The following is a 22,435-nucleotide window of genomic DNA, read 5'->3' as shown; positions in this document are numbered from 1 at the left end:
GGGCGGTCGGGAACGGTCGCCGTTTTCATTTATTTTGGCGATAGTATGCTTGCATAATATTTTTTCTGACTTATCTTTGCATTAACCTGAAATGGTAGGCAAGCATACTCCACATTCCGACTAACCCGCATTCAGATATGTCCGTTGCAGCAGTAAACCAGACATCCATCAAAGGAGGTGAATTCCTGATCAATGAAACCTCTTCAAGCCAAATTTTCATCCCTGAAGAATTTACTGAAGAGCAGCGGATGATCGCTGATACCTGCCGGGATTTCCTTTCCAAAGAAGTATGGCCGCGGCTGAATGAAATCGATCAGGCTAAAAGTCCCGCATTGATTTCGGGTTTGATGGACAAGGCGGGAGAGCTCGGCTTGCTAGGGACTGCCGTTCCTGAGGAATTTGGCGGTTTTGGAATGAATTTTAACACCTCTATGCTGGTAGCGGAAGCCACTGGCGCTGGAAACTCTTTTTCCGTAGCACTTTCGGCACATACAGGTATCGGAACACTACCTATTCTGTACTACGGCAATGAGGAGCAGAAGACGAAATATTTGCCAAAATTGGCCTCCGGGGAATGGAAAGCCGCCTATTGTCTAACAGAACCGGATTCTGGCTCGGATGCTAATTCGGGCAAAACTAAGGCGAAACTAAGTGAAGACGGAAAGCATTACCTGATCAATGGTCAGAAGATGTGGATCACAAATGGAGGCTTTGCGGATGTGTTTATTGTTTTTGCCAAAATTGAAGAAAATGGCCAGATTGATAAAAACCTGACCGCATTCATTATCGAAAAATCGTTTGGCGGCATTACCATGAACGAACCTGAGTACAAAATGGGCATCAAGGGATCGGATACGCGTCAACTGTTTTTTAATGATTGTCTGGTCCCTGTTGACAATCTGCTTTCTGAAAGGGGTAACGGATTCAAAATTGCTGTTAATATTTTGAATATAGGCCGCATCAAACTCGCTGCAGCGGCTTTGGGCGGGGCTAAGAAAGTTGCTTCGCAGGCGATCCAGTATGCCAATGAACGAAAACAATTCGGCACGGCTATTGCTAATTTTGGCGCTATTAAGCACAAACTGGCTGAAATGGCGGTGGGAATGTTCGCGACCGAATCGGCGGCGTACCGCGTAGGACAAAATATAGATGACTTAATCCAGGCCTTCAAAGAGAAGGGAATGAGCGATGCGGAGGCCAAATTGAAGGCTGTGGAAGAATTTGCGATTGAATGCGCGATCATGAAAGTGCACGGCTCGGAAGTGCTGGATTTTGTGGTGGACGAAGGTGTGCAAGTATATGGAGGGATGGGTTTTTCGGCCGATGCACCCATGGATCGCGCCTATCGCGATAGCCGGATTAACCGGATTTTTGAAGGTACCAATGAAATAAACCGTTTACTGGTGGTGGATATGCTGCTGAAACGTGCCATGAAGGGCCAGCTGAACCTGATGGGTGCGGCCGCGGCGGTAGGTAAAGAAATCCTTTCGATTCCCGATTTTAGTGCCGTTGAAGACGAGACCCTATTTGCAGCCGAGAAAATGGTAATCAAAAACCTGAAAAAGGCGGCGTTGATGATTGCGGGAGCGGCGGTACAAAAATTCATGATGAAACTTTCTGAGGAACAGGAAATAATCATGAATCTCGCTGATATGGTCATTGAAATTTATGTGGCGGAATCGGTGTTATTGAGGGTGGAGAAACGTATCGGCTTACTGGGTGACGACGCCAGCGCATTACAGAAAGATATCGCGCTTATCTATCTGAACCGAGCGGTGGAAAAAAGTAATAATGCGGGTCGGGCAGCGATAACCAGCTTTGCCGAAAGCGACGAGTTACGTGTCATGCTGATGGGATTGAAGAGGTTTACGAAAATTGAACCGGCGAATTTGAAAGACGCGCGTCGCCGTATCGCCGACGAACTGGTCGCCAGGAATGACTACGTTTTTTAACAGCTATAAAATATTTCAGGCGAATAACCTGCTACAACTAAAAACCAAAATGTATCCGTTGAAAGCCGTGTCTGACTCAGATGCGGCTTTTTCGTATCTTGGTAAAAGGTTTCCGATTATCGGGCAAATTGCGCAATTTTGGGAAACCAAAATCAGCGGCTTTCTCGTTAGATAGTAGGTTTCTTTTTTGACTCAAATAGCAAAATAATTACGTTGGATTCTCTACTAGCTACTGAAAAACCACCTTTCATGACATTGCATTCCGTGGATCTGCGTACCACAGGCCAGTTCCCTGCATTACTACTCGATTACCTGGACCAGAAACCGACGCTCGAATCTTTTTACAGCGTTTTCCCAACCTTGGAGAATGCGGAGAAGGCTATTTTGAGCAAAAGAGCATTTGACGCTGAGAAGCGCAAAACCCTTGTGGATGTGCTGAACAAGCAATACCACGGCCTGCCTTACCTACCCGATTTTTCGATTTTATTGCAGGAGAATACTTTTACTGTTACAACCGGGCACCAGCTGAACATCTTCACCGGCCCCTTATACATCATATACAAGATCGTCACGATCATCAAACTTTCCGAGGCTTTAAAAGCCAGATATCCCGAATACAATTTCGTGCCTATTTACTGGATGGCTTCGGAAGACCATGATTTTGAAGAAATTGCTACTTTCCACCTTTTCGGCCAAACGCACAAATGGACGGGCGAGCATAAAGGTGCTGTCGGGAAACTGAATCCAAGGGAGTTGTCGGGTATTTTAAAGCAATTGCCAGACAAGATGCTGCTTTTTACCAAAGCCTATCTCGAAAACAATACATTGGCCGATGCCGTGCGATGTTATATGCATGAGCTTTTCGGACGCTACGGGCTGATTAGTCTGGACGCCGACAATGCCGATCTCAAACGCCATTTCCTGCCTGTCATTCAGGAAGAACTCAAAGACTCTATTTCGGAAAAACTCGTTACGGAAACCACCTCCCGCCTAAACGCGCTGGGCTATCATACTCCCCTGCACGCGCGTGAAATCAACTTTTTCTATCTCGACGACAATCTCCGCGAGCGCATTGTGCGCGAAGGCAATGTGTTCAAAGTGCTGAACACCGAGCTGGAATTTACCAGTGAAGGGCTGCTGGCACTTGCCGAAAGCAATCCCGAGCGTTTCAGCCCGAATGTGATCCTGCGGCCGTTGTATGAGGAAGTCATTTTACCAAATATTGCGTATATAGGAGGACCGTCAGAAGTGCCTTACTGGATGCAGTTGAAAGGCGTTTTTGATCATTTTGGCGTGCCTTACCCGATGCTCCTCCCGCGAAATTTCGCGTTGTACATGAACGGTCATCAATATAAGAAGGCGCAGAAGTTGAAAATCGACTATAAGGATCTCTTTCTGGACGAGATTGCGCTGCGCAAGACCTTTATTGAGCGCAACACCGAGCATGAACTCAATTTAGGTGAGCAAAAGGACGCTTTCAACGCGATTTTTGATCAAATCCTGATAAAAGCCACGGAAGTAGATCAAACCATGCACGGAGCTGTGAAAGCGGAACAAACACGTCTGCTGAATTCGCTGAAACAGCTCGAAAAGCGCATTATCCGTGCCGAGGAGCGGAATCACGAATCAGAAATCGAGCAATTACTGACCCTCAAAAACAAACTGTTCCCGAACGGAATCGCCCAGGAACGGTATGATAATCTGCTCAATTTTTATATCAACGATCCTCAGTTCATCCAGAAGCTTTACAACGCTTTCGATCCGCTGGATTTCAGGTATAATGTGCTGCTGGAAGAGTAGGAGAGCGCTTTACTCTTTCAACTTGACATCGCCAAAGAGTGAGGTAATGGTAATCTTCGTTCCTCCGCCGGTGCCGATTTTGCCCTGATAATGCTTCATTTTATCGGGCCGGCCATCTTTCTCAGGTTGCATGGAAAAGTTGACATTCTCCGCCGGGTAACTGAACTTTCCATAAGTCACGCTTACATTGAACTGATTAGCCTCAGCCGGCAGCACCACCGATGAGTAGGATGCTTGAATATCTACATTCTGTGCCGAGTTTGTCAGTTCATCTATCTTGAAATTGCCTGAGTAATTCAGCTTGATTTTGCCGGTACCGCGGATCGTCCCGATTTTCGCCCCGGAATAATCGATAGCCGCGTCCAGATTGACGACATCACCAATGCTAAGCTCGCCGAACTTGTTACTTAACCACACTTTTTTGGCCAGGTCAAGCTTCACATTAGAATATTGGCAATCGAGCCTTCCGCCATCCATTTTGCCTATTTTGGCGCTTCCAAACTGAATGTCGATCACATTATCCGGGTTTTCGAGCAGCGTGGCCACGAAATTACCATGTTTGGAGTCGACGGTCAGCGGCGCGTGAAATGTATGGATGTCGGTATTCCCGAATTTATTGCGGACGGTAAGCGCATTCTCTTTCGGCATATAAATCGTGTAGTCGATCTGGATAAAGTTTTTGTCGCCTTTGCTTTTGTTCCAGCCATTGTTGCCAAATTGGTTGCGGTCGATGCGAGTGGTGATGCTGATGAGGTTTTTCACCCGTTTTTCATCAATATTCACCGATCCGAGATATTCCGAAGCGCGGGTATCGGATGGTGCGTTGGCGGTTACCACAATTTCAACCTTAATCTCTTCTTTCGCCCAAAGGTTTACCTTCACAAGTCCGAACTGGTTATCGACTTCGAGGGCATCGCTTTTTTTGACGTCAAATATCTTTACAATATTCCTTCGCTTCTCTACCAGCCCATTTTGTTCGGAATCGTCGGGACTGGGCATTGCGCTGGCTACCTGCGGCAGTGCGATCACACTAAATAACAGGAGCGTTGCTATTTTCTTTATTGTTGTCATTTTTCACTTTGTTGATACGTTGCAAAATTTCCAGTTGTTGGTTCAGCAGGTCCACCTGTAACTGGAGGTTCTGAACCATTGCTTCAAGCAGTGCTTCCTGGTTAGGGGCATTCGACAAGTTGGAGCGCAGGTTTTTATAATTCGCTTCCAGACTTTCCAAATCAGTGGAAAAATCTTTGTACAGCTCCGGATTGTTCCGGGCCAGTTTGATGATCTCCTCCCTTTTTTGGTCTATTGCAACATTGTATTGATTGAATTCACGGGCGTAGGCAGGGACTTTCAGGGCCACGCGCGGATCACGGGTGATGCCGTATTCGTTATTGAGGTAAACCAGAAATCCGATCCCGAGGGCCAGAAATACCCCGGCGGCGATCCGCCAGTCGAAATAGGGGTTATTCAGACGCCTGATTTTTTTTTTCGCTTTCTCCGGTACTATCGGAATCTCGTTATGTAGTTGGCTCTCAATTTGGCTCCACAAAGAATCCTGCGGTAAGAAAGTATCAAATCCATCCCTGTTATCTCGCACAAACCGCTCCAATCGATCCTTTTTATCAGAAGAATTTTTCATAGATTAATTAACTTGTCAAGTGTAAATAATAGTCTCAAATCCGTAAGAGTTTTAGGTAAGTATCATTTCCAACTATTGAAAAGCTTATCTGACCAGCATTTCGGTCAGCTTCCTTTTCGCCCGCATATATTGCGTTCGGGAGGTTGTTTCGCTGATCCCGAGCACTTCGCCGATCTCTTCGTGGTCGTAGCCTTCAAACAAATACAGGCTTAATACCACCCGGTAACCATCTGGCAATTTCTGTACCGCGTTACGAACCCTTTCTATTTCGAGCGTCGTGTCGCTCTCATCCAGTCCGAAAGAATCCTCATTCCGGTCGCTTTGCTCTAATGTCTCGTGGAATTCTTCAATTTCCACCCATTTTACCTTCCTGCTCCGCATGTGGTTGATCGCCTTATTGACCACGATTTGCTTCAACCACGCCCCGAACGTAGATTGCTGCCGGAACTGGTGCAGGTTCGTGAACGCGTCCACGAAAGCCTCCTGCAGAGCATCCTCGGCCTCTCCCAAATGGTTCAGTATCCGCATGCAGATGTTGAACATGGCCTTAGAGTAATGTTTGTAAAGCTCGTACTGCGCTTTGCGCTCGCCGAGTTTACAACGCTCTACCAGTTCGACGTGCCGGTCGGGGTAAATTTGTGTTTTCAAGCAGAAGGTTTATATTTTGAACGTTCTGAATCAAAGACAAGCGATTCTTCGGCATGTTGCATTCATTTTAAAAATTTTTTCAAAATGCCGCACGCCGAACAAAGGGGCATACCGTGTTGTTCTTAGAAAAAGGCGGGGTTATCTTTGTGCCGCCTGATGCAATCTACTGATTTAAGTACATGAAAACTTTCAATATCCCTGATTTTTACCGGAGCCGCATTATCACGCCGATCAAGGAATTCCGTCGTAAAAACGACAAGTTAAAAAGGGATTATTCACCCACAGTACTCGATTTCGGGCCTGTGCAGTTTCTCATTGCACGGCATTTTGGATTTTGCTACGGGGTAGAGAATGCCATCGACATCGCTTATAAGGCCATTGCCGAGAATCCGGGCAAGCGGATCTTCCTTCTGAGCGAAATGATCCACAATCCGGATGTAAACCACGATCTGATAGAACGCGGTGTACAGTTTATCATGGATACCCAAGGCTCACAACTGATCGCTTGGGAAGAGTTGACAGCGGAAGATATTGTGATCGTTCCGGCATTTGGAACTACGGTCGAAAATCAGCAAAAGCTCTCGGAACTGGGCGTAAATGCGTATGTGTACGACACGACTTGCCCGTTTGTAGAAAAAGTCTGGAACCGTGCCGCGCAGATTGGCGAGAAGAACTATACGATTGTAGTGCACGGCAAACCGAATCACGAAGAAACTCGCGCCACATTCTCGCATAGTAAGGAAAATGCACCGACGGTCGTAGTGGAAAATATGAAGCAAGCCCAGCTCCTGGCTGAGTATATGGCGGGTTCCAAGCCCACCGACCAGTTTTTTGAAGATTTTAAAAACCAGTATTCAGATGGTTTTGATCCCAAGAAGGACTTGCAGCGCATTGGAGTAGTAAATCAGACGACCATGCTGGCGTCAGACACCCAGGGCATTGCTGATTACCTCAAAAATGTGATGATCCGGCATTACAGCCTTCGCCCGGAACAGGTGGAAGAACGTTTCGCGAACACGCGCGACACATTATGTTACGCGACGAACGATAATCAGGATGCTACCTACGCTTTGCTGACGCACGATGCGGATCTGGTTGTGGTGGCCGGAGGTTATAATAGCTCCAATACATCCCATTTGGTAGAGCTTTGCGAGCAAAAATTCCCGACTTATTTTATCGAATCGGTCAATAAAATTCTCGACAAGCACCTGATCCGCCATTTCGATCTCCACAAAAAAGAAGAAATGGTGACAGAAAACTACCTACCGGAAAAGTCTCCCGCGCGCATTATGCTCACTTGTGGCGCGTCATGTCCGGATGCGGTCGTGGAAGGTATTCTTGTGCGGTTATTGTCATTTTTTGAAGGTGCGAAACCGATCGAGGAAGTGATGCAGGCATTTTAGTAGTTCTTTTACCGTTTAATTTCGCAGGAGCGCCGTTGAATCATTTGAAAGAGGTTATTTAAAGCGAATTAACTTATATAGTCTAATTTAGACGGATGGTTTTGTTCATAAAATCATCCGTTTTTTTATATCTTCTTTCCTATGAAAAAGACTGCCATCCTGAGTTCTTTTTGCTTCCTCTTTTTTGCCTGGTTTTTTAGCAATTGCTCTTCTTTCAACGAAATCCGTGTTGCCAGCACCAACTTCACCGAAGAGGTCGGCCAGTCGCAGAATTTAGTATTTACTTTTAACAAGGACCTTGTTTCGAAGGCCGAGTTGAACAACTGGGATTCGACGCAATTTGTGACGTTCGAACCGGCGGTCCGGGGAAAATTTAAATGGACCGCGCCAAATGAACTCGTTTTCTCGCCAGTCGCAGGGTTTGGCGCTGCAACCTCCTATAAAGCGCAACTTACGGATCTGCTGACAGAGAAACCGGAAGGGGGTAAGAAATATAAAGTCTCGAAAGATCCGGTCACATTCCATACACCTTACCTGCAACTGGCTGAAACGGAAAGCTGGTGGACATTGTCACAGGAAAGCGGCAGACAGGAGGCTAGGCTGCGGTTGAATTTCAACTATCCGGTCAATAGCCAGAATGTGGCTGAAAAGTTGAAAATCTTATCAGGAAGCAAGGCTTTGGATTTCAGGATATTGCCTTCCCAAAGTGAATCTTCGGTAACGCTGGCGTTGGCCAATGTCGGAAAAGCGGATAACAATGAAATGCCAATTAATATTTCGATCGACAAAGGGGTGAAGGTACAAAACACATCTTACAGCAGTCAGGAAGCATTAACAAAAATGGTCAGCTTTCCTTCTCCGCTGCATCTGGAAGTAGTCGAGATCAAGACCGGTTTTGAAAATAATGAGGGCTATGCGAGGATTATCACGACCCAGGAACTCGACAAGGAAAGCATCGCAAAGAGTTTTGCAGTGAATCCGGAAGCGTCCGTGCAAGCAGAAGCTACTGAAAACGGATTCGTTATCCACGGCGCTTTTAACGAAACAGATACTTATGTTTTACAGCTGAACCAAACGCTGAAAGGCATTCTCGGGCAGACATTGGAAGAAGTAACATCCCGCGATCTGTTTTTTGGCAAAATGCCCGCTGCGATTTCGTTTTCGAACAAAAAAGGATTGTATTTATCCACCAAAAGTTCGCGGAATATTGGTGTGCAGATCGTGAATGTGCCCAAAGTGCAGGTGCGTATTTCGAAATTATATGCGAACAACATCCTGCATTATATTCATAGCAACCGTTGGAACGACTACGCTTACGTGGGTGACGATTGGCAGCCAACGGGAAATTTCAATTACAGCGACGACCGGGATAGTCAGTTGAGCGATGTTATCGTCAGCAAAACGGTAGAAACCGAGAATCTTTCGAAAAGCAAAGGTATTTCGGCGTTGAACATCGCATTGCCGGATGATAACAAGCGGCAGGGCGTGTATTTGGTAGCAGTGAACTCGGAAGAAGAAGCTTACCTGGGTGCTACCAAACTGGTTTCCATTTCAGATATTGGTCTCATTCTCAAACAAGGCAAGGACGAACTTTGGGTTTTCGCCAATTCCATCAAAACGAACGAGCCTATGGCCGATCTGGAATTAACGCTTGTTAGTTCAAACAACCAGACGGTCCATACACTTACGACCGATAAAGACGGCATTGCGCATGTCGACAAATTGAGCGAAAAAGCGCCCGGTTTCAAGATTGCGATGATCACGGCCAGCTCAAAGGATGATTTCAATTTTCTGTTACTGGAAGATTCCCAGGTACCTACGTCGCGGTTCGATGTGGATGGTTTATGGGATAATGCTTCTGGTTATCAGGTATTTATTTATGGCCAGCGCGACATTTACCGTCCCGGAGAAACGATGCATTTCAATACAGTGCTCCGAACGCAGAATTGGGAAACCGCAGGTAAGGTTCCTCTGAAATTACGGTTGTTAACTCCTAACGGACGCGAATTCAGGACCTGGCGTAAAACAACCAACGAGCAAGGCGCTGTCGAATCCGAAATTCCCTTGGACGCGGGTGTACTAACTGGCACCTATATTCTTGAAGTATACAATGCCAACGAAGTATTATTGGGCTCGCAGGCTGTGAGTGTGGAGGAATTCATGCCCGATCGCATCAAAGTGGAACTCAGTGGTGCGGCAAAGGATTACGTTTCCGGGCAGAAAGTATCACTTACAGCTACGGCGACGAACCTCTTTGGCCCTCCTGCAAGCAATCGGACTTATCAGATGGATTTCGAGCTGCGGCGAAAAGCATTTTCAGCCGAGGCATTTTCGGAATACGTATTTGATATCCCGGACAAAACCACTTTTGAACGCGACAGCCGTCAGGGAACAACTAATGAACAGGGGCAGGCAAGCGAACAATTTACACTTGCCTCCGGCATACAGGATATTGGAATATTACGGGGTGCTATTTATGTCAACGTTTTTGATGAAAACGGGAGGTCTGTTGGCAGAATTCAGCAGTTCGACGTGTATACCCAGCCGGTATTTTATGGCATTCGTCTACCCGACTCCTATGTAGGAACCAATGCGCCTGTTCCTGTTGATATTGTGGGAGTTAGTAAAAACGGTGCACTGCAAAATGGTGCTGTGGCAAATATCGAGGTCGTGCGTCTTGAATATCAGACCGTGGTTGAGAAAAAATACGACCGCTTACAATATACTTCCCGGAAAAGCGAAAAACTGGTGTATTCGAACAAGCTCATGCTAACAGGTGGAAGAGGCACATTCCGTTACGTGCCGACGGTGTCTGGCGAATATGAAGTGCGCGTAAAACGGCCCGGCGCTGCGCATTACACGCTGGCTAATTTTTATGCTTACGGCTATGGTTACACACAATATTCGTCTTTCGAGGTAAGCAATGAAGGCCGGGTGTTAATGGAAACCGATAAAGACAAATATAAAACTGGTGAATCTGCGAAGGTTTTGTTTAAAACACCTTTTGACGGAAGATTGCTCGTGACAGTGGAGCGCAATCATGTACTTGAACAGCATATTTTAACGACCGAAAAAAAGGCTGCCGAATTGACATTCAAAATTAGTGAAGAACATTTGCCAAACGTATTTGTTACGGCAACACTTATACGTCCGCTAGATGCGTCGGATATGCCGTTGACAGTCGCTCACGGCTTCCAGCCTATTTTGGTTGAAGATACCGAGCGGAAATTGCCGGTCCGCGTAGTCGCGGTTGAAAAATCAAGATCGAAGACAAAACAGCAGATTAGGATCAAAACAGCGCCTGATGCTGAGGTAACGCTGGCGGTGGTTGACGAGGGGATTTTACAGATCAAGAATTCGAAGACACCGGATATTTACGGCCATTTTTACCAAAAACGAGCATTACAGGTAAATAGCTACGATTTATACGCACAACTGTTTCCGGAATTGACCGTTTCGGGAACATCCAGCTCTGGTGGTGACGGTTATGATCTCGAAAGAAGGATCAACCCGCTCAGCAATGGCCGCACTGAACTCGTATCCTTTTGGAGTGGGCATTTGAAAGCGAATGGCAGCGGCGACATAACTTTCGACGTGAATATTCCGCAGTTCAGCGGGGATCTCCGCATTATGGCTGTGGCTTATAAGGACAATGCATTTGGCTCGGCAACCAGAAACATGAAAGTGGCTGATCCGATCGTGATCAGTGCCGGTTTGCCGCGTTTCCTGAGTCCGGGTGATGAACTGGTGCTGCCGGTGAACATTAGCAATACCGAGGCAAAAGCAACAACGGCGACGGTATCCGTACAATTGGCTGGGCCTCTGGCGGCGGGCGCAACTCCTATTACACAGAGCATTACGATTCCAGCCGGTAAGGAAAGCCGGGCGGTATTCGCCGTAAAAGCCCAGGCTGCGATCGGCGTTGGCAAGGTAACCGTAAAAGTGAATGCTTTTAAAGAAACATTCATCAACCAGACAGAGATTTCGGTTCGCCCTGCATCGCCATTATTGAAAACAAGCACATCCGGACTGATCGCGGGAGACAAACAGGGGCTGATCGATCTACGGTCGTCATTCATTCCTGCGACGAGCAGCAGCCAGGTGGTTTTGAGCCGCTCGCCGCTTGTCCAGGGAGGTGGAAAGGCATTGTCTACATTGCTAGGCTATCCTTATGGTTGTTTGGAACAAACCGTTTCGAAGGCGTTCCCTCAGATCTATTTCGCCGACCTTACCAAGGCCATGGCAGCGCCGGTTTACACAGTGAAAACAGGCGATAGTGATTTCAACCCGATGACGAATGTGCAACAAGCCATCCGAAAGGTCGAATCGCAGCAGTTGTTCAACGGCGGAATGGGCATGTGGCCCGGTGCTGCACAAGAGGATTGGTGGGCGACCGCTTATGCTGTTCATTTCCTGGAAGAAGCGCACAGGGCCGGGTTTGAAGTAAATGCCAAAACACTTAGCCGTGCTGTGGAATATCTGACTGCACAAAGTGGTACGACTGCAAACAAGGAGATCGTTGTTGCCAGTACGAACAATGGCCTGGCCTATGAAGGACAACCTAACGGTAGCCAGACAAGAAAGACAGTCGCACGCCGTGAGGCTATTTATTCACTTTATGTACTTGCGCTGAACGGCCACCCAAACCGCGCGTCCATGAACTATTACAAGCAAAACCCCCATTTGTTAACCCAGGATTCGAAATACCTGCTGGCAGGCGCATTCCAGTTGGCGGGCGATTCGAGAAGTTTTAATGCATTGTTACCTAAAAAGTACGTTGCCGAAAACACGGGTAATTTCTTTGATAACAGTTATTCGTCCCCGCTTAGGAATATGTCGCTGGTGTTGAATACACTATTGGAATCGGATCCTTCGAACCTGCAAATTCCGACATTGGGTCGACAGCTTTCACAAGCCATTCAATCGGCTTCCTACCTGAACACACAAGAGGCGGCATTTGCGGTTTTGGCGCTGGGGAAGCTGGCCAAAAAGACTTCCAATTCGACGGTCACAGCTTCGGTTTCCGCAAATGGAAAGCCGCTCGGCCAGTTTTCCGGCAAGGAGTTGAAAATTTCGAAAGGTATTATAAATCAGAAGTTGTTGGTCAACACGCAAGGCAAGGGTGATTTGTACTGGTTTGCACAAACGGACGGTATGTCGGCTATCGGGAATTATGTAGAAGAAGATCAGGGCCTTAGCATTCGTCGTCAGTTTCTGACACGTAACGGCACCCCGGCCCAATCTTTTAAACAAAACGATTTGGTCGTGGTCAAACTGACATTGTCTAGTACGAATGGCCTACCGGTCGAAAACGTGGTGGTAACAGATTTGCTACCCTCGGGCTTTGAAATCGAAAACCCGCGCATTACCGAGCCGCGTGACATGCCGTGGATTACGAAGGCTGCCGTTCCCGAATATTACGACATCCGCGACGACCGCATTCACTTCTTCACCACGGCCAATGCGCAGGAAAAGACCTTCTATTATCAGGTGAGGATCGTTTCGAAAGGAACATTTACAGTAGGGCCGGCCGCCGCAGACGCCATGTATCAGGGCGAATACCGCAGCTATTCGGGTGGCGGCAAGATTACCGTTGAATAGAGATCAGGCCGAATAAAATCACATAGAAAAGCCACGCAGAATCAATCCACCGATGATGGCTCCCGCAATGGGGGCCGCCACGGGGATCCAGCCATAGCCCCAGTCAGAGCTGCCCTTATTGGGAATCGGCAGAATGGCGTGGGCAATGCGCGGACCGAGATCGCGCACAGGATTAATGGCATATCCGGTAGTGCCACCCAATGACAGACCAATGCTCCAAACCAGCATTCCGACAAGATACGGTGTTACGCCCGAGGGGATGCCGCCTTTTTCCGGATCGGAAGTTCCGGCATAGCCAATAGCCACAATGCCGACAATCAATACGACGGTAGCGATGAATTCACTCAGGAAGTTGGCCCCTGTGCTTCTGATGGCCGGATCGGTGGAAAAACAGGCCAGCTTCGCCCCGCCATCCTCCGTCGCTTTCCAATGTGGTAGATATTGCAGCCACACCAGCACTGCACCCAGAAATGCCCCTATAAGCTGTGCCGGAATGTAGCTTGCCACGAGGCTGTAATCATTTTTAAGGACCGCAAAGCCTACTGTTACCGCCGGGTTCAGATGCGCGGCAGCGCTTCCGAATGCGTTGGCAGTAAAAACCCCGATCATCACCGCGAATGCCCATCCCGCCGTGATCACGATCCATCCGGCGCTTTCCCCCTTTGTCTTTTTCAATACGACATTGGCGACTACGCCATTGCCTAATAAAATGAGGACCATGGTTCCGACTAATTCTCCGATAAAAGGGGAAGGCTGCATAAGGTTTGGATAATCAAAGGTTAATGAGCGAATATGCGAATTGTTTTATAATTTCTATTTCCAATCCCAAAAAGAATTTTTCGTTTCCGTTTTACCATTTTAGCACGCTTAATTCTGCTAACTTTGCCTGATAATCAATTTTTGTATTGAAAATCATGTCATTAAATCAGCTTACGGCTATCTCTCCGGTTGATGGTCGTTATTACAAACAAGTATCTGAACTTTCGGCCTATTTCTCGGAATATGCCCTGATTTATTACCGGGTGTATGTGGAAATCGAATATTTCATTGCACTCTGCGAAATTCCCCTTCCACAGCTATCAGAATTTGACAAGAAAAAATACGCGTTGCTCCGCAAGATATATGAGGATTTCAGCGAGGCTGACGCACTGCATATAAAAGACATCGAAAAGGTAACCAACCACGATGTAAAAGCGGTTGAATACTTCATTAAGGAACAGTTCGAAAAGCTCGGCATAGAATCCTTTCAGGAATTTATCCACTTTGGTCTAACTTCACAGGACATCAACAACACGGCGATTCCGCTGTCGTTGAAAGACGCGTTGGAGCGGAATATCAAACCATTATTCCGTCAGGTGCTGTTTGTATTGAAAAGAATGTCGATCGAATGGAAAAACGTACCGATGCTTGCGCATACACACGGGCAGCCTGCTTCTCCTACACGCGTAGGTAAGGAGTTCCTGGTCTTTGTGGAGCGTCTGGAGCGGCAGTTGGAAATGCTCGACAAAATTCCCCATTCGGCAAAATTCGGTGGAGCTACGGGAAATTTCAATGCGCATCACGTGGCCTATCCCAAGCAGGATTGGATGGCATTTGGTCACCATTTTGTGGAAGGTTTAGGTTTGAAAAGAAGCCGTCATACCACGCAGATCGAGCATTACGACAACCTGGCTGCCACATTCGATTGTTTGAAACGCCTGAACACAATCCTCACAGATCTTAATCGGGATATGTGGACGTACATTTCGATGGGTTATTTCAAACAAAAGATCAAGGCGGGAGAAGTTGGTTCATCGGCTATGCCACATAAGGTAAACCCAATCGACTTCGAAAACTCGGAAGGTAACCTCGGACTGGCATCGGCATTATTCGAGCATTTCGCAGCAAAACTTCCTATTTCCCGTCTGCAACGTGACCTCACCGACTCAACCGTACTACGGAATATCGGCGTCCCTATCGCGCATTTGGCCATTGCTCTAAACTCCCTGCTCAAAGGATTAGGCAAAGTAGAACTGAATGGTGAAAGACTGAAGGGGGATCTTGAAGAAAACTGGGCGGTAGTTTCCGAAGCGATTCAGACAATCCTGCGCCGCGAAAGCTATCCGAAACCGTATGAGGCGCTAAAAGAGCTGACGCGTACCAACGAAAAAATCACCCACGATTCTATTTCCCGCTTTATAGAGACATTGGACGTGTCCGAAAAAATTCGCGAAGAACTCCGCGCGCTAACGCCTTTTAACTACCTGGGCGTGGTGGAGGATACTTTTTAAATGATTGAATGAGTGAATAAATAGTAATTATTCACTCATTCAATCATTTAAATTATTATCCACACTTCGACGAGCCGCAATCTTTGCAAGTCAGGCAACCTTCCTGGTATAGAAGATTCGTCGAGCCGCAGTTCTGGCATTTCTGCTTTATGGCTTCGGTGCCGTCGGGGATATAGCGTTTTAATGCCCGGGCTACGCCAGCTTTCCAGGTGTTGATGGCCTCGTCGAGTTGAAGGCTGCTGATCAGGTCAACTACCTTTTCAATAGGCATTCCGTGACGCAATGTGCTGGAAATTAGCTTGGCATAATTCCAGTATTCGGGATTAAATTTATGGGATAGCCCTTCGATGGTAGTCTTATAGCCGCGGGTATTTTTATATTGAAAGTCATAGCGTGAGCTGCCGTCAGACTCCCGGTTTTTGATGATCACCCCTTCATTCACCCACCTAGGGATCAAAATGCCATCTTCGTCATCCGCAAAACCGGTGAAGATCTCATAGGGCCGACCTTCGATCAGACCGATGAACGCGATCCATTTGTCCTTTTTGTTTTGAAAACGCACTACATCGGCTGCGAGTGTTTGAGGGCGTTCGGTCGGAAAAGGAGTCTGGACACCTTCGGCATGTTCTTCTTTTTTCTCGGTGTTGGCAATCAATACACCTGAACGCGAGCCGTCACGGTAGACAGTAACACCTTTGCAACCCGCTTTCCAGGCTTCCATGTAGCATTCGCCGACGAGCTCTTCGGTCACATCGTTCGGCATATTGATGGTCACGCTGATCGAGTGATCTACCCATTGCTGGATCGCCCCCTGCATTTTTACCTTTTTGAGGTAATCCACATCGTTGGAAGTGGCTTTGTAGTAAGGCGACTTTTTAACCAGTTCATCAAGATCTTTTTGCGAATAATTTTTGGTGATATCGAAGCCGTTCACCTCCATCCATTCCTTGAAACGGTGGTGAAAAACAACATATTCTTCCCAGGAATCGCCTACCTCGTCCACAAAATCGACGCGAATGTCCCGATCATTCGGATTAACCTTCCTTCTTCTTTTATAAACAGGCAGGAATACGGGCTCGATACCCGATGTGGTTTGCGACATCAGACTGGTTGTTCCGGTGGGAGCGATCGTCAGCAATGCGATGTTCCGGCGGCCGTATTCCAGCATTTCGTAATAAAGCTGGGCGTCGGCCTCTTTCAAGCGGAGAATGAACGGGTTGTTTTTCTCCCTTTCCGAATCGAAAATCGAGAATGCGCCTCTTTCTTTCGCCGTATGAACTGATGCGCGGTATGCTTCCAGGGCAACATTTTTGTGGATTTCAACGGCAAATGCATTGCCCTCGTCGCTGCCGTAGCGAAGGCCCAATGCCGCCAGCATGTCGCCTTCAGCCGTGATGCCGATGCCAGTGCGGCGGCCTTCTTGTGCTTTGGTCTGGATATTGAGCCAGAGGTTACGCTCTACACGTTTTACTTCGGCGTCTTCGGGATCTTCATCGATCTTTCGCAGGATCGCGTCTATTTTTTCAAGTTCCAGATCGATAATGTCGTCCATCATGCGCTGGGCTGCGGCAATATGCTTCTTAAACAGCTCCCAGTTGAATTTCGCCTTGTTAGTGAATGGATTCTCAACGTAGGAGAACAGATTAATAGCCAACAAACGGCATGAGTCATATGCACAAAGCGGGATTTCTCCGCATGGGTTAGTCGAAATGGTCTGGTAACCGAGGTCGGCGTAGCTATCAGGTACGGATTCGCGAATGATCGTGTCCCAGAACAGAATACCCGGTTCGGCCGATTGCCAGGCATTATGGACGATCTTTTTCCAGAGTGCTGTCGCGTCGATGTCCTTGGTATGGGTTGGGCTGTCGCTTTTGATCGGGTACTGCTGGCGATAGCTCGCTCCCGAATCCACAGCTTTCATAAATTCGTCGTCGATCCGCACCGACACATTGGCGCCGGTAACCTTGCCCTGTTCCAATTTGGCGTCGATGAAACTTTCGGAATCAGGGTGTTTGATGGATACCGAAAGCATTAATGCGCCCCTGCGACCGTCCTGCGCTACTTCGCGTGTGGAGTTGGAGAAGCGTTCCATAAACGGCACGATGCCGGTGGACGTTAATGCGGAGTTCTTTACCGGAGAGCCTTTGGGGCGGATATGGGAGAGGTCATGGCCCACACCACCGCGACGTTTCATGAGCTGCACCTGCTCCTGGTCGATCTTCATAATGCCGCCATAGGAGTCGGATTCACCATTGTTGCCGATCACGAAGCAGTTTGAAAGCGAGGCGATCTGGTAGGGATTACCGATGCCCGTCATCGGGCTGCCTTGCGGGATAATATATTTGAAATCCTTGATCAAATCGAAAATTTCGGCTTCGCTCAAAGGGTTTGGATAGCGTTGTTCGATGCGTGCGATCTCGGAAGCGATGCGGCGGTGCATGTCGTCGGGAGTTGCTTCGTAGATCGCCCCAAACGAGTCTTTCAAGGCATATTTATTGACCCACACCCGAGCTGCGAGATCGTCCCCTTTGAAATACGCCAGTGATGCCTGAAATGCTTCGTCACTCGTATAGGTTCGTTCTGATTGTGAAGATTTTATGGTTTCCATTAGTTGGCGTCAGTGAAGATATGCTGAGTTTTATATATTCAAATGTAAATATTTTGAGGGGTTATAAAAATTAATTTTTAAAAAAGTTTACAAAAAAAATGATTTAATATTTTGTTTATCAAGAACTTAAATTCTTTGAAAAATTTAAATGTTTGCAAATTTATTTTTCAGGTTGCTGATTGCCAGCACTTTTTATTAACAAAAAAAACCGGCTCATGAGGAAGCCGGCAATTTTTAATTACTATGGCGAAATTTTATCTTAAGTCATTTTTACTGTGACGATGCAGTTAAAGTCTGATCGCGTATTGCTCAATCAGCGCGGGCCATTCTGCTAGTTCGGGAATGCCCGGCTTGCGCTTTCCGAAGAATTGATTGAACATCACACCGTTCTTGTCGATCAGCTCGATGCCGGTTACAATACCGTCTTCGGTAGGTTTTCTGACAACCCACGCCTCGTCGATGGCATCTTCCCGCAAATGCAGATTGAATTCCGGATCCATTACATTCAGCCACGGGCCCATGACGAAGATTTTCTTAATCGGGCCGGTGTGTATCTGGATGCAGTTCGGATTGGATACAAAAACCATGATCGGTAGTTCTGTTTCTGAAATCGCATCGAATAGGATTTTCATGCTCTCCGGCTTAATGCGGTGTGCGTAGCCTTCCGGCGCATTGCTCAATGCCTGTTTTCTGGATAGGTTGTATTTGCGAAGTAATGTAAAGAAATCGTGTGTGTCTTTTAGTGCAAGCCATTCCTGCTGGAATGCGGCCTTATCGAGGTCAAAGGCCTCGTCGGGCTCAAGAGACTTTTCTTTTTTCTCACTTACAAAAAGATTTACTTCCTGGTCCGCGGCGAGGTATTTTGTTACCAAGGCGTCGTAGGCCTCTTTATTGCTTTTTTCGGTGAGGTAAATTTTATGTGCCGCTTCGCCGAAGCTGTTGAAGAATTGCAGGCTGAAACGGTCATTTTCTGAAACGGCAAAGCCAAATTTCCAGTCGCCCAGAAACAGACGGAGGTCGATATCCTCGCCCAGGACCAGGCCGACGTGGTTATTAAATGAAATTTTCTCGTAAATACCTTTGCGCTCATGCACGACGTGGTCGTTGCGTGTAAGTGCCATCACGTGCCCGAGGGTGCCCATTTCTTTGATCAGCTCCCTGAAATCGCCGTCGAGCAGCTGCACGTTTGCTCCAATACCGGTTGCAAGGAGTTCCGCTTCCGAGGTGCCCAGGGCTTTGGCGTCATCACGGATGCGCGTTTTAGGGTTGGCGAGCTTGTACTCCGCCCAACGTTCTTTCAATTCAGTTCTTTCTGGTGATAGGGTTGACTTCATGTCTTGCTATTTTTGGATAGTGATAAATCAGGGTATTAAAATGAAACTGGTGCCACATGGGGCACGATTACCGGATAGGGCGTTAGTTCCGGCTGGATAATCTGCACCGGGAGGCCAAATGCTTCATGAATGGCTTGCTCTGTCAAAACATCTTCCGGTGCACCGACGCCGTGTGTGCGTCCGGCTTTAAGCATCAGTACACGGTCTGCATATTGTAATGCCTGGTTTAGGTCGTGGACCACGGCGATTACTGCGAAATTTTTCCGGGTCAGCTCTTTGGCCAGTTGAAATGTCTCATACTGGTGCAAGAGGTCCATCCCGGTCGTAGGTTCGTCGAGGAGCAATAGGCCGTTTTCGATCTCCCACACCTGCGCCAACGCCCGTGCGAGTTGCACACGTTGCTGTTCGCCACCGGATAGTGTAGGGTAAAGACGTTTTTTTAAATGGCCAATTCCCACTTTTTTCAAACACAAATCAACGATCCCGATGTCACGCGGCGTCGGGTCGGCGTCATAGAATGGGTAGCGGCCCATCAGCACGATCTCCTGGGAGGTAAAGGAAAGCGTGATATTGTTCTGCTGCGACAATACCGCCCGCTTCTTGGCCAGCTCTTTTAGTTTATACTTTCTCAGGTCACGCTCATGGAACTGCACCGATCCCGAAGTAGCAGTTTGCTCCGCCGAGAGCAGCTTGATCAGCGTCGATTTGCCGGCACCATTAGCCCCGACAATCGCCCAAAACTCGCCTGGGTTGACTGAGAAACTCACGTTTTCCAGCAATTTTCTGCTACGAACCTCAAAACCCGCACCTCTCACCTCGATCATAGCCGCTTCCGTTTTTGTTCCCATAAAATATAGATGAAGAAAGGCGTGCCTAGCATGGCCGTGAGAATGCCGATTGGGAGCTCTGATGGTGCTACGATAGTGCGAGAGAGCGTGTCGGCTAATGTGAGCACAATAGCGCCCGACAAGGCCGACCCGATGATGAGCGTCCGGTGGTTGGGCCCGAACAATGTGCGTATAATATGTGGTACAACCAATCCTACAAACCCGATCGTCCCGGCTACGGCCACCGATGCGCCAACGCCCATAGTCGCGAGGATGATCACTTTTTGTTTCAATGATTTCATATTCACGCCCAAACTGGCGGCCTGGCTTTCGCCAAGCACGAGCAGGTTCAATGCTTTGGAAAGATAGGGCATGAAAAGAATGGAGACCGCTACAAACGGCCCCACGGCCATGACGGAAGTCCAGCTGGCGCCGCCCAGGCTGCCGAGGTTCCAGAATGTGATATTGCGGAGCTGTGCGTCATCGGCGAGGTAGGTCATCAGTCCTGTCATAGCACCTACAAATGCGTTAATAGCAATCCCGCAAAGCAACAGCGTGGTGATGCCGCCGTCGCCGGTCACTTTCGAAAGCTGGTACACGAGGAATGTCGTGCATGCAGCGCCGAGAAATGCGACGAACGAAATGCCGTATGCGCCCGCAAGCTCATTCAGCATTCCGAAATATTTAACGTTGAGCATAATGACAAATACCGCAAAAAGCGACGCACCGGACGTGACGCCAATTAGCGTGGCATCAGCGATCGGGTTGCGAAAAAGCCCCTGAAGCGAGGCGCCCGCAATGCCCAGGGCAGCACCGATCAGCACGGCGAGGCATACCCTTGGCAGTCGGATGATCCAGAAGACGATCGATTTTTGTTCTTCGACCTGCGTTTGCGAAATCCAACCCAATTTGAAAGCAATAATCTCCCAAAGCTCACGCACGGAAATGGACAAAGCGCCGGTGCAGGCAGAGAAAATGACGCAGGCAAGCAGGATCGTTCCCAATATCCATGCCATCTTGCCTGTTGTGGAAGGCAACATGTGTTTTTGGAAAGTTTCCGACGTCCTCGTTTCCCGCTCGTTTACCGTTTCTGTCAGCATCGCCTCGTCATTTTACTTTTTGGGAAAGTTCAATGGCGGCTTTGCCGAGCCGGGGCCCGAAGCCGGTGAGAAACTGGCCGTCCATGGTTACAATCTTCCGGTTTTTACCCGCATTGGTGTTTGCGATGCCGGGTACTTTCAATAGCCCGTCTATGCCTTCGAGGCTTTCGAGTCCGCTGGAAAACAGGACCAATACATCGGGATTGGCGGTGATCAGTGATTCGGCTGTCAGTGGTTTAAAATCGGGGAAACCGGTAACGGCATTTGTATGTCCCGTCAATGCAAACATTTTGTCCAGCGAAGTACCTGTTCCTGAAACCATTAATGTGCCTGTTCCCCGGGCGTAAATGAACAGTAATTTTTTCGGGTCTGAAGGCGCGGGGATCTTTGCGAGATCAGCTTGCAGTGCTTTGACCATTTTTTCGGCCTGCGCATTAGTGTTGAAATGTGCACCTACTTCGCGGATCAGCTTAATCGCACCTTCTTTGGAGTATTCATGTTTGAACATGACCAGCTTTTTACCGCTGCTGGTAAGCTGCTTCACAACGGTCGGTGAGATCATGCTCTGGTCGGTGTAAAGAATCACGTCCGGATTCAATGCAAGTATTCCTTCGGCCGCGATGGTGCGGTTATGGCCGATTTTAGGGAGTTTTTCAAGGGAAGCGGGGTAGGTACTGGTGACGTCCACACCAACGATCTGCTTTTCCAAACCAAGCCCGACAAGGATTTCGCTCAATGTGCCGTTGGTAGAGACGATCCGCAGTGCTTTGGCAGACGAAAGCCCGCATGCGAAGAAAATCGGGAAGAAACAGATTATAATTCTCGAAACAGAAAGCATTTCAGGGTTTTACTTTTTATAGGAAAATATTTTATCCACTTCCAAAACCAGCAGCGCTTCCTGAAACATCGTTCTGATCTCTTCTAATTCGACATCGTCAAAAGAAAGCATGAAATTCGGGATGGGCGATGGTAGTAAATGGGTTTTGCCATGCGGAAGCGGTTCCGCAAGGCTATGCATGGGGTAGTCGCCATACAATACGGATTGAAATCCCCTCAAACCATCCTCTGTAAACACAAAAAGGACATTTCCGTAGGCAAAATTGAAATGCGTACAGCAGTGACACTGTCCAACGTAACCCTTAGCCGTTTGGCTCAAAATCCGTAGTGAATTGTATGAATGCGAATCCTCTTGCATAGACTTTTAATAATCATGGATTTGAGTGCTTTCCTGAATTTCGCCATTTGTCTAAGGC

General features: G+C 47.8%; 15 protein-coding genes. 5 read left to right on the top strand and 10 right to left on the bottom strand.

Translation table 11 applies throughout. The features are described 5' to 3' along the window. Window positions 1–137 precede the first annotated feature (137 nt). Together LZD49_RS14050 and bshC are read left to right on the top strand one after the other, a co-directional pair. Window positions 138–1,952, top strand: a complete 1,815-nt coding sequence (locus LZD49_RS14050) for an acyl-CoA dehydrogenase family protein (RefSeq protein WP_234668200.1) — start codon at window positions 138–140, stop codon at window positions 1,950–1,952. 249 nt (window positions 1,953–2,201) lie between these two features. Further along, window positions 2,202–3,752 carry a bacillithiol biosynthesis cysteine-adding enzyme BshC gene (gene bshC, locus LZD49_RS14045; protein ID WP_234668199.1) on the top strand — a complete coding sequence of 517 codons (1,551 nt, stop codon included), beginning with the start codon at window positions 2,202–2,204 and terminating at the stop codon, window positions 3,750–3,752. Between the two features lie 9 nt (window positions 3,753–3,761). Here the strand turns inward: bshC and LZD49_RS14040 are convergent, their stop codons facing one another. From LZD49_RS14040 to LZD49_RS14030, 3 genes are all read right to left on the bottom strand, one after another. Beyond that, window positions 3,762–4,823 carry a hypothetical protein gene (locus tag LZD49_RS14040; protein ID WP_234668198.1) on the bottom strand — a complete coding sequence of 354 codons (1,062 nt, stop codon included), beginning with the start codon at window positions 4,821–4,823 and terminating at the stop codon, window positions 3,762–3,764. Continuing rightward, the gene (locus LZD49_RS14035) at window positions 4,783–5,391 is read right to left on the bottom strand and encodes a hypothetical protein (protein ID WP_234668197.1); all 609 of its coding nucleotides are present in this window, start codon (window positions 5,389–5,391) and stop codon (window positions 4,783–4,785) included. The genes LZD49_RS14040 and LZD49_RS14035 overlap by 41 nt, the downstream gene beginning before the upstream one ends. Window positions 5,392–5,475: 84 nt before the next feature. Continuing rightward, window positions 5,476–6,039, bottom strand: coding sequence for an RNA polymerase sigma factor (locus tag LZD49_RS14030; RefSeq protein WP_090149524.1), 564 nt, complete (start codon window positions 6,037–6,039; stop codon window positions 5,476–5,478). Between the two features lie 179 nt (window positions 6,040–6,218). Here LZD49_RS14030 and LZD49_RS14025 point away from each other — a divergent pair, with 179 nt between their 5' ends. Together LZD49_RS14025 and LZD49_RS14020 are read left to right on the top strand one after the other, a co-directional pair. Beyond that, on the top strand, window positions 6,219–7,442 hold the full coding sequence (locus tag LZD49_RS14025; RefSeq protein WP_234668196.1) for a 4-hydroxy-3-methylbut-2-enyl diphosphate reductase: 1,224 nt from the start codon (window positions 6,219–6,221) through the stop codon (window positions 7,440–7,442). A 141-nt stretch (window positions 7,443–7,583) separates the two neighbouring features. Then, window positions 7,584–13,043: an alpha-2-macroglobulin gene (locus LZD49_RS14020; RefSeq protein ID WP_234668195.1), complete on the top strand. Its 5,460-nt coding sequence runs from the start codon at window positions 7,584–7,586 to the stop codon at window positions 13,041–13,043. 18 nt (window positions 13,044–13,061) lie between these two features. Here LZD49_RS14020 and LZD49_RS14015 read toward each other — a convergent pair whose 3' ends face one another. Beyond that, window positions 13,062–13,802, bottom strand: a complete 741-nt coding sequence (locus tag LZD49_RS14015; protein WP_234668194.1) for an MIP/aquaporin family protein — start codon at window positions 13,800–13,802, stop codon at window positions 13,062–13,064. 155 nt (window positions 13,803–13,957) lie between these two features. Between LZD49_RS14015 and purB the strand changes: the two genes are divergently transcribed. Further along, window positions 13,958–15,313 (top strand): adenylosuccinate lyase, encoded by a 1,356-nt coding sequence (gene purB / locus LZD49_RS14010; protein WP_234668193.1) that lies wholly within the window; start codon window positions 13,958–13,960, stop codon window positions 15,311–15,313. Window positions 15,314–15,368: 55 nt separating this feature from the next. On the opposite strand, the gene LZD49_RS14005 is transcribed toward purB, so the two are convergent. The 6 genes from LZD49_RS14005 to LZD49_RS13980 all read right to left on the bottom strand — a co-directional run bounded on the left by LZD49_RS14005 (window position 15,369) and on the right by LZD49_RS13980 (window position 22,377). Next, window positions 15,369–17,921, bottom strand: coding sequence for an adenosylcobalamin-dependent ribonucleoside-diphosphate reductase (locus LZD49_RS14005; RefSeq protein ID WP_234668192.1), 2,553 nt, complete (start codon window positions 17,919–17,921; stop codon window positions 15,369–15,371). A 287-nt stretch (window positions 17,922–18,208) separates the two neighbouring features. Further along, window positions 18,209–19,255 carry a hemin-degrading factor gene (locus LZD49_RS14000; protein WP_234668191.1) on the bottom strand — a complete coding sequence of 349 codons (1,047 nt, stop codon included), beginning with the start codon at window positions 19,253–19,255 and terminating at the stop codon, window positions 18,209–18,211. Between the two features lie 35 nt (window positions 19,256–19,290). Beyond that, window positions 19,291–20,103 carry a heme ABC transporter ATP-binding protein gene (locus LZD49_RS13995; protein WP_234668190.1) on the bottom strand — a complete coding sequence of 271 codons (813 nt, stop codon included), beginning with the start codon at window positions 20,101–20,103 and terminating at the stop codon, window positions 19,291–19,293. Beyond that, complete coding sequence (locus LZD49_RS13990) at window positions 20,076–21,182, bottom strand: iron ABC transporter permease (protein ID WP_234668189.1); 1,107 nt, start codon at window positions 21,180–21,182, stop codon at window positions 20,076–20,078. The genes LZD49_RS13995 and LZD49_RS13990 overlap by 28 nt, the downstream gene beginning before the upstream one ends. Before the next feature lie 7 nt (window positions 21,183–21,189). Further along, the gene (locus tag LZD49_RS13985) at window positions 21,190–22,020 is read right to left on the bottom strand and encodes a hemin ABC transporter substrate-binding protein (RefSeq protein ID WP_234668188.1); all 831 of its coding nucleotides are present in this window, start codon (window positions 22,018–22,020) and stop codon (window positions 21,190–21,192) included. Window positions 22,021–22,029: 9 nt separating this feature from the next. Further along, window positions 22,030–22,377, bottom strand: a complete 348-nt coding sequence (locus LZD49_RS13980; RefSeq protein ID WP_234668187.1) for a DUF6686 family protein — start codon at window positions 22,375–22,377, stop codon at window positions 22,030–22,032. Window positions 22,378–22,435 lie beyond the last annotated feature (58 nt).

The sequence above is a fragment of the Dyadobacter sp. CY261 genome (assembly GCF_021440085.1).
Lineage (GTDB): Bacteria > Bacteroidota > Bacteroidia > Cytophagales > Spirosomataceae > Dyadobacter.
The sequence above is the reverse complement of the archived record's forward strand: the minus strand, read 5'-3'. Positions and strand labels throughout refer to the sequence as shown.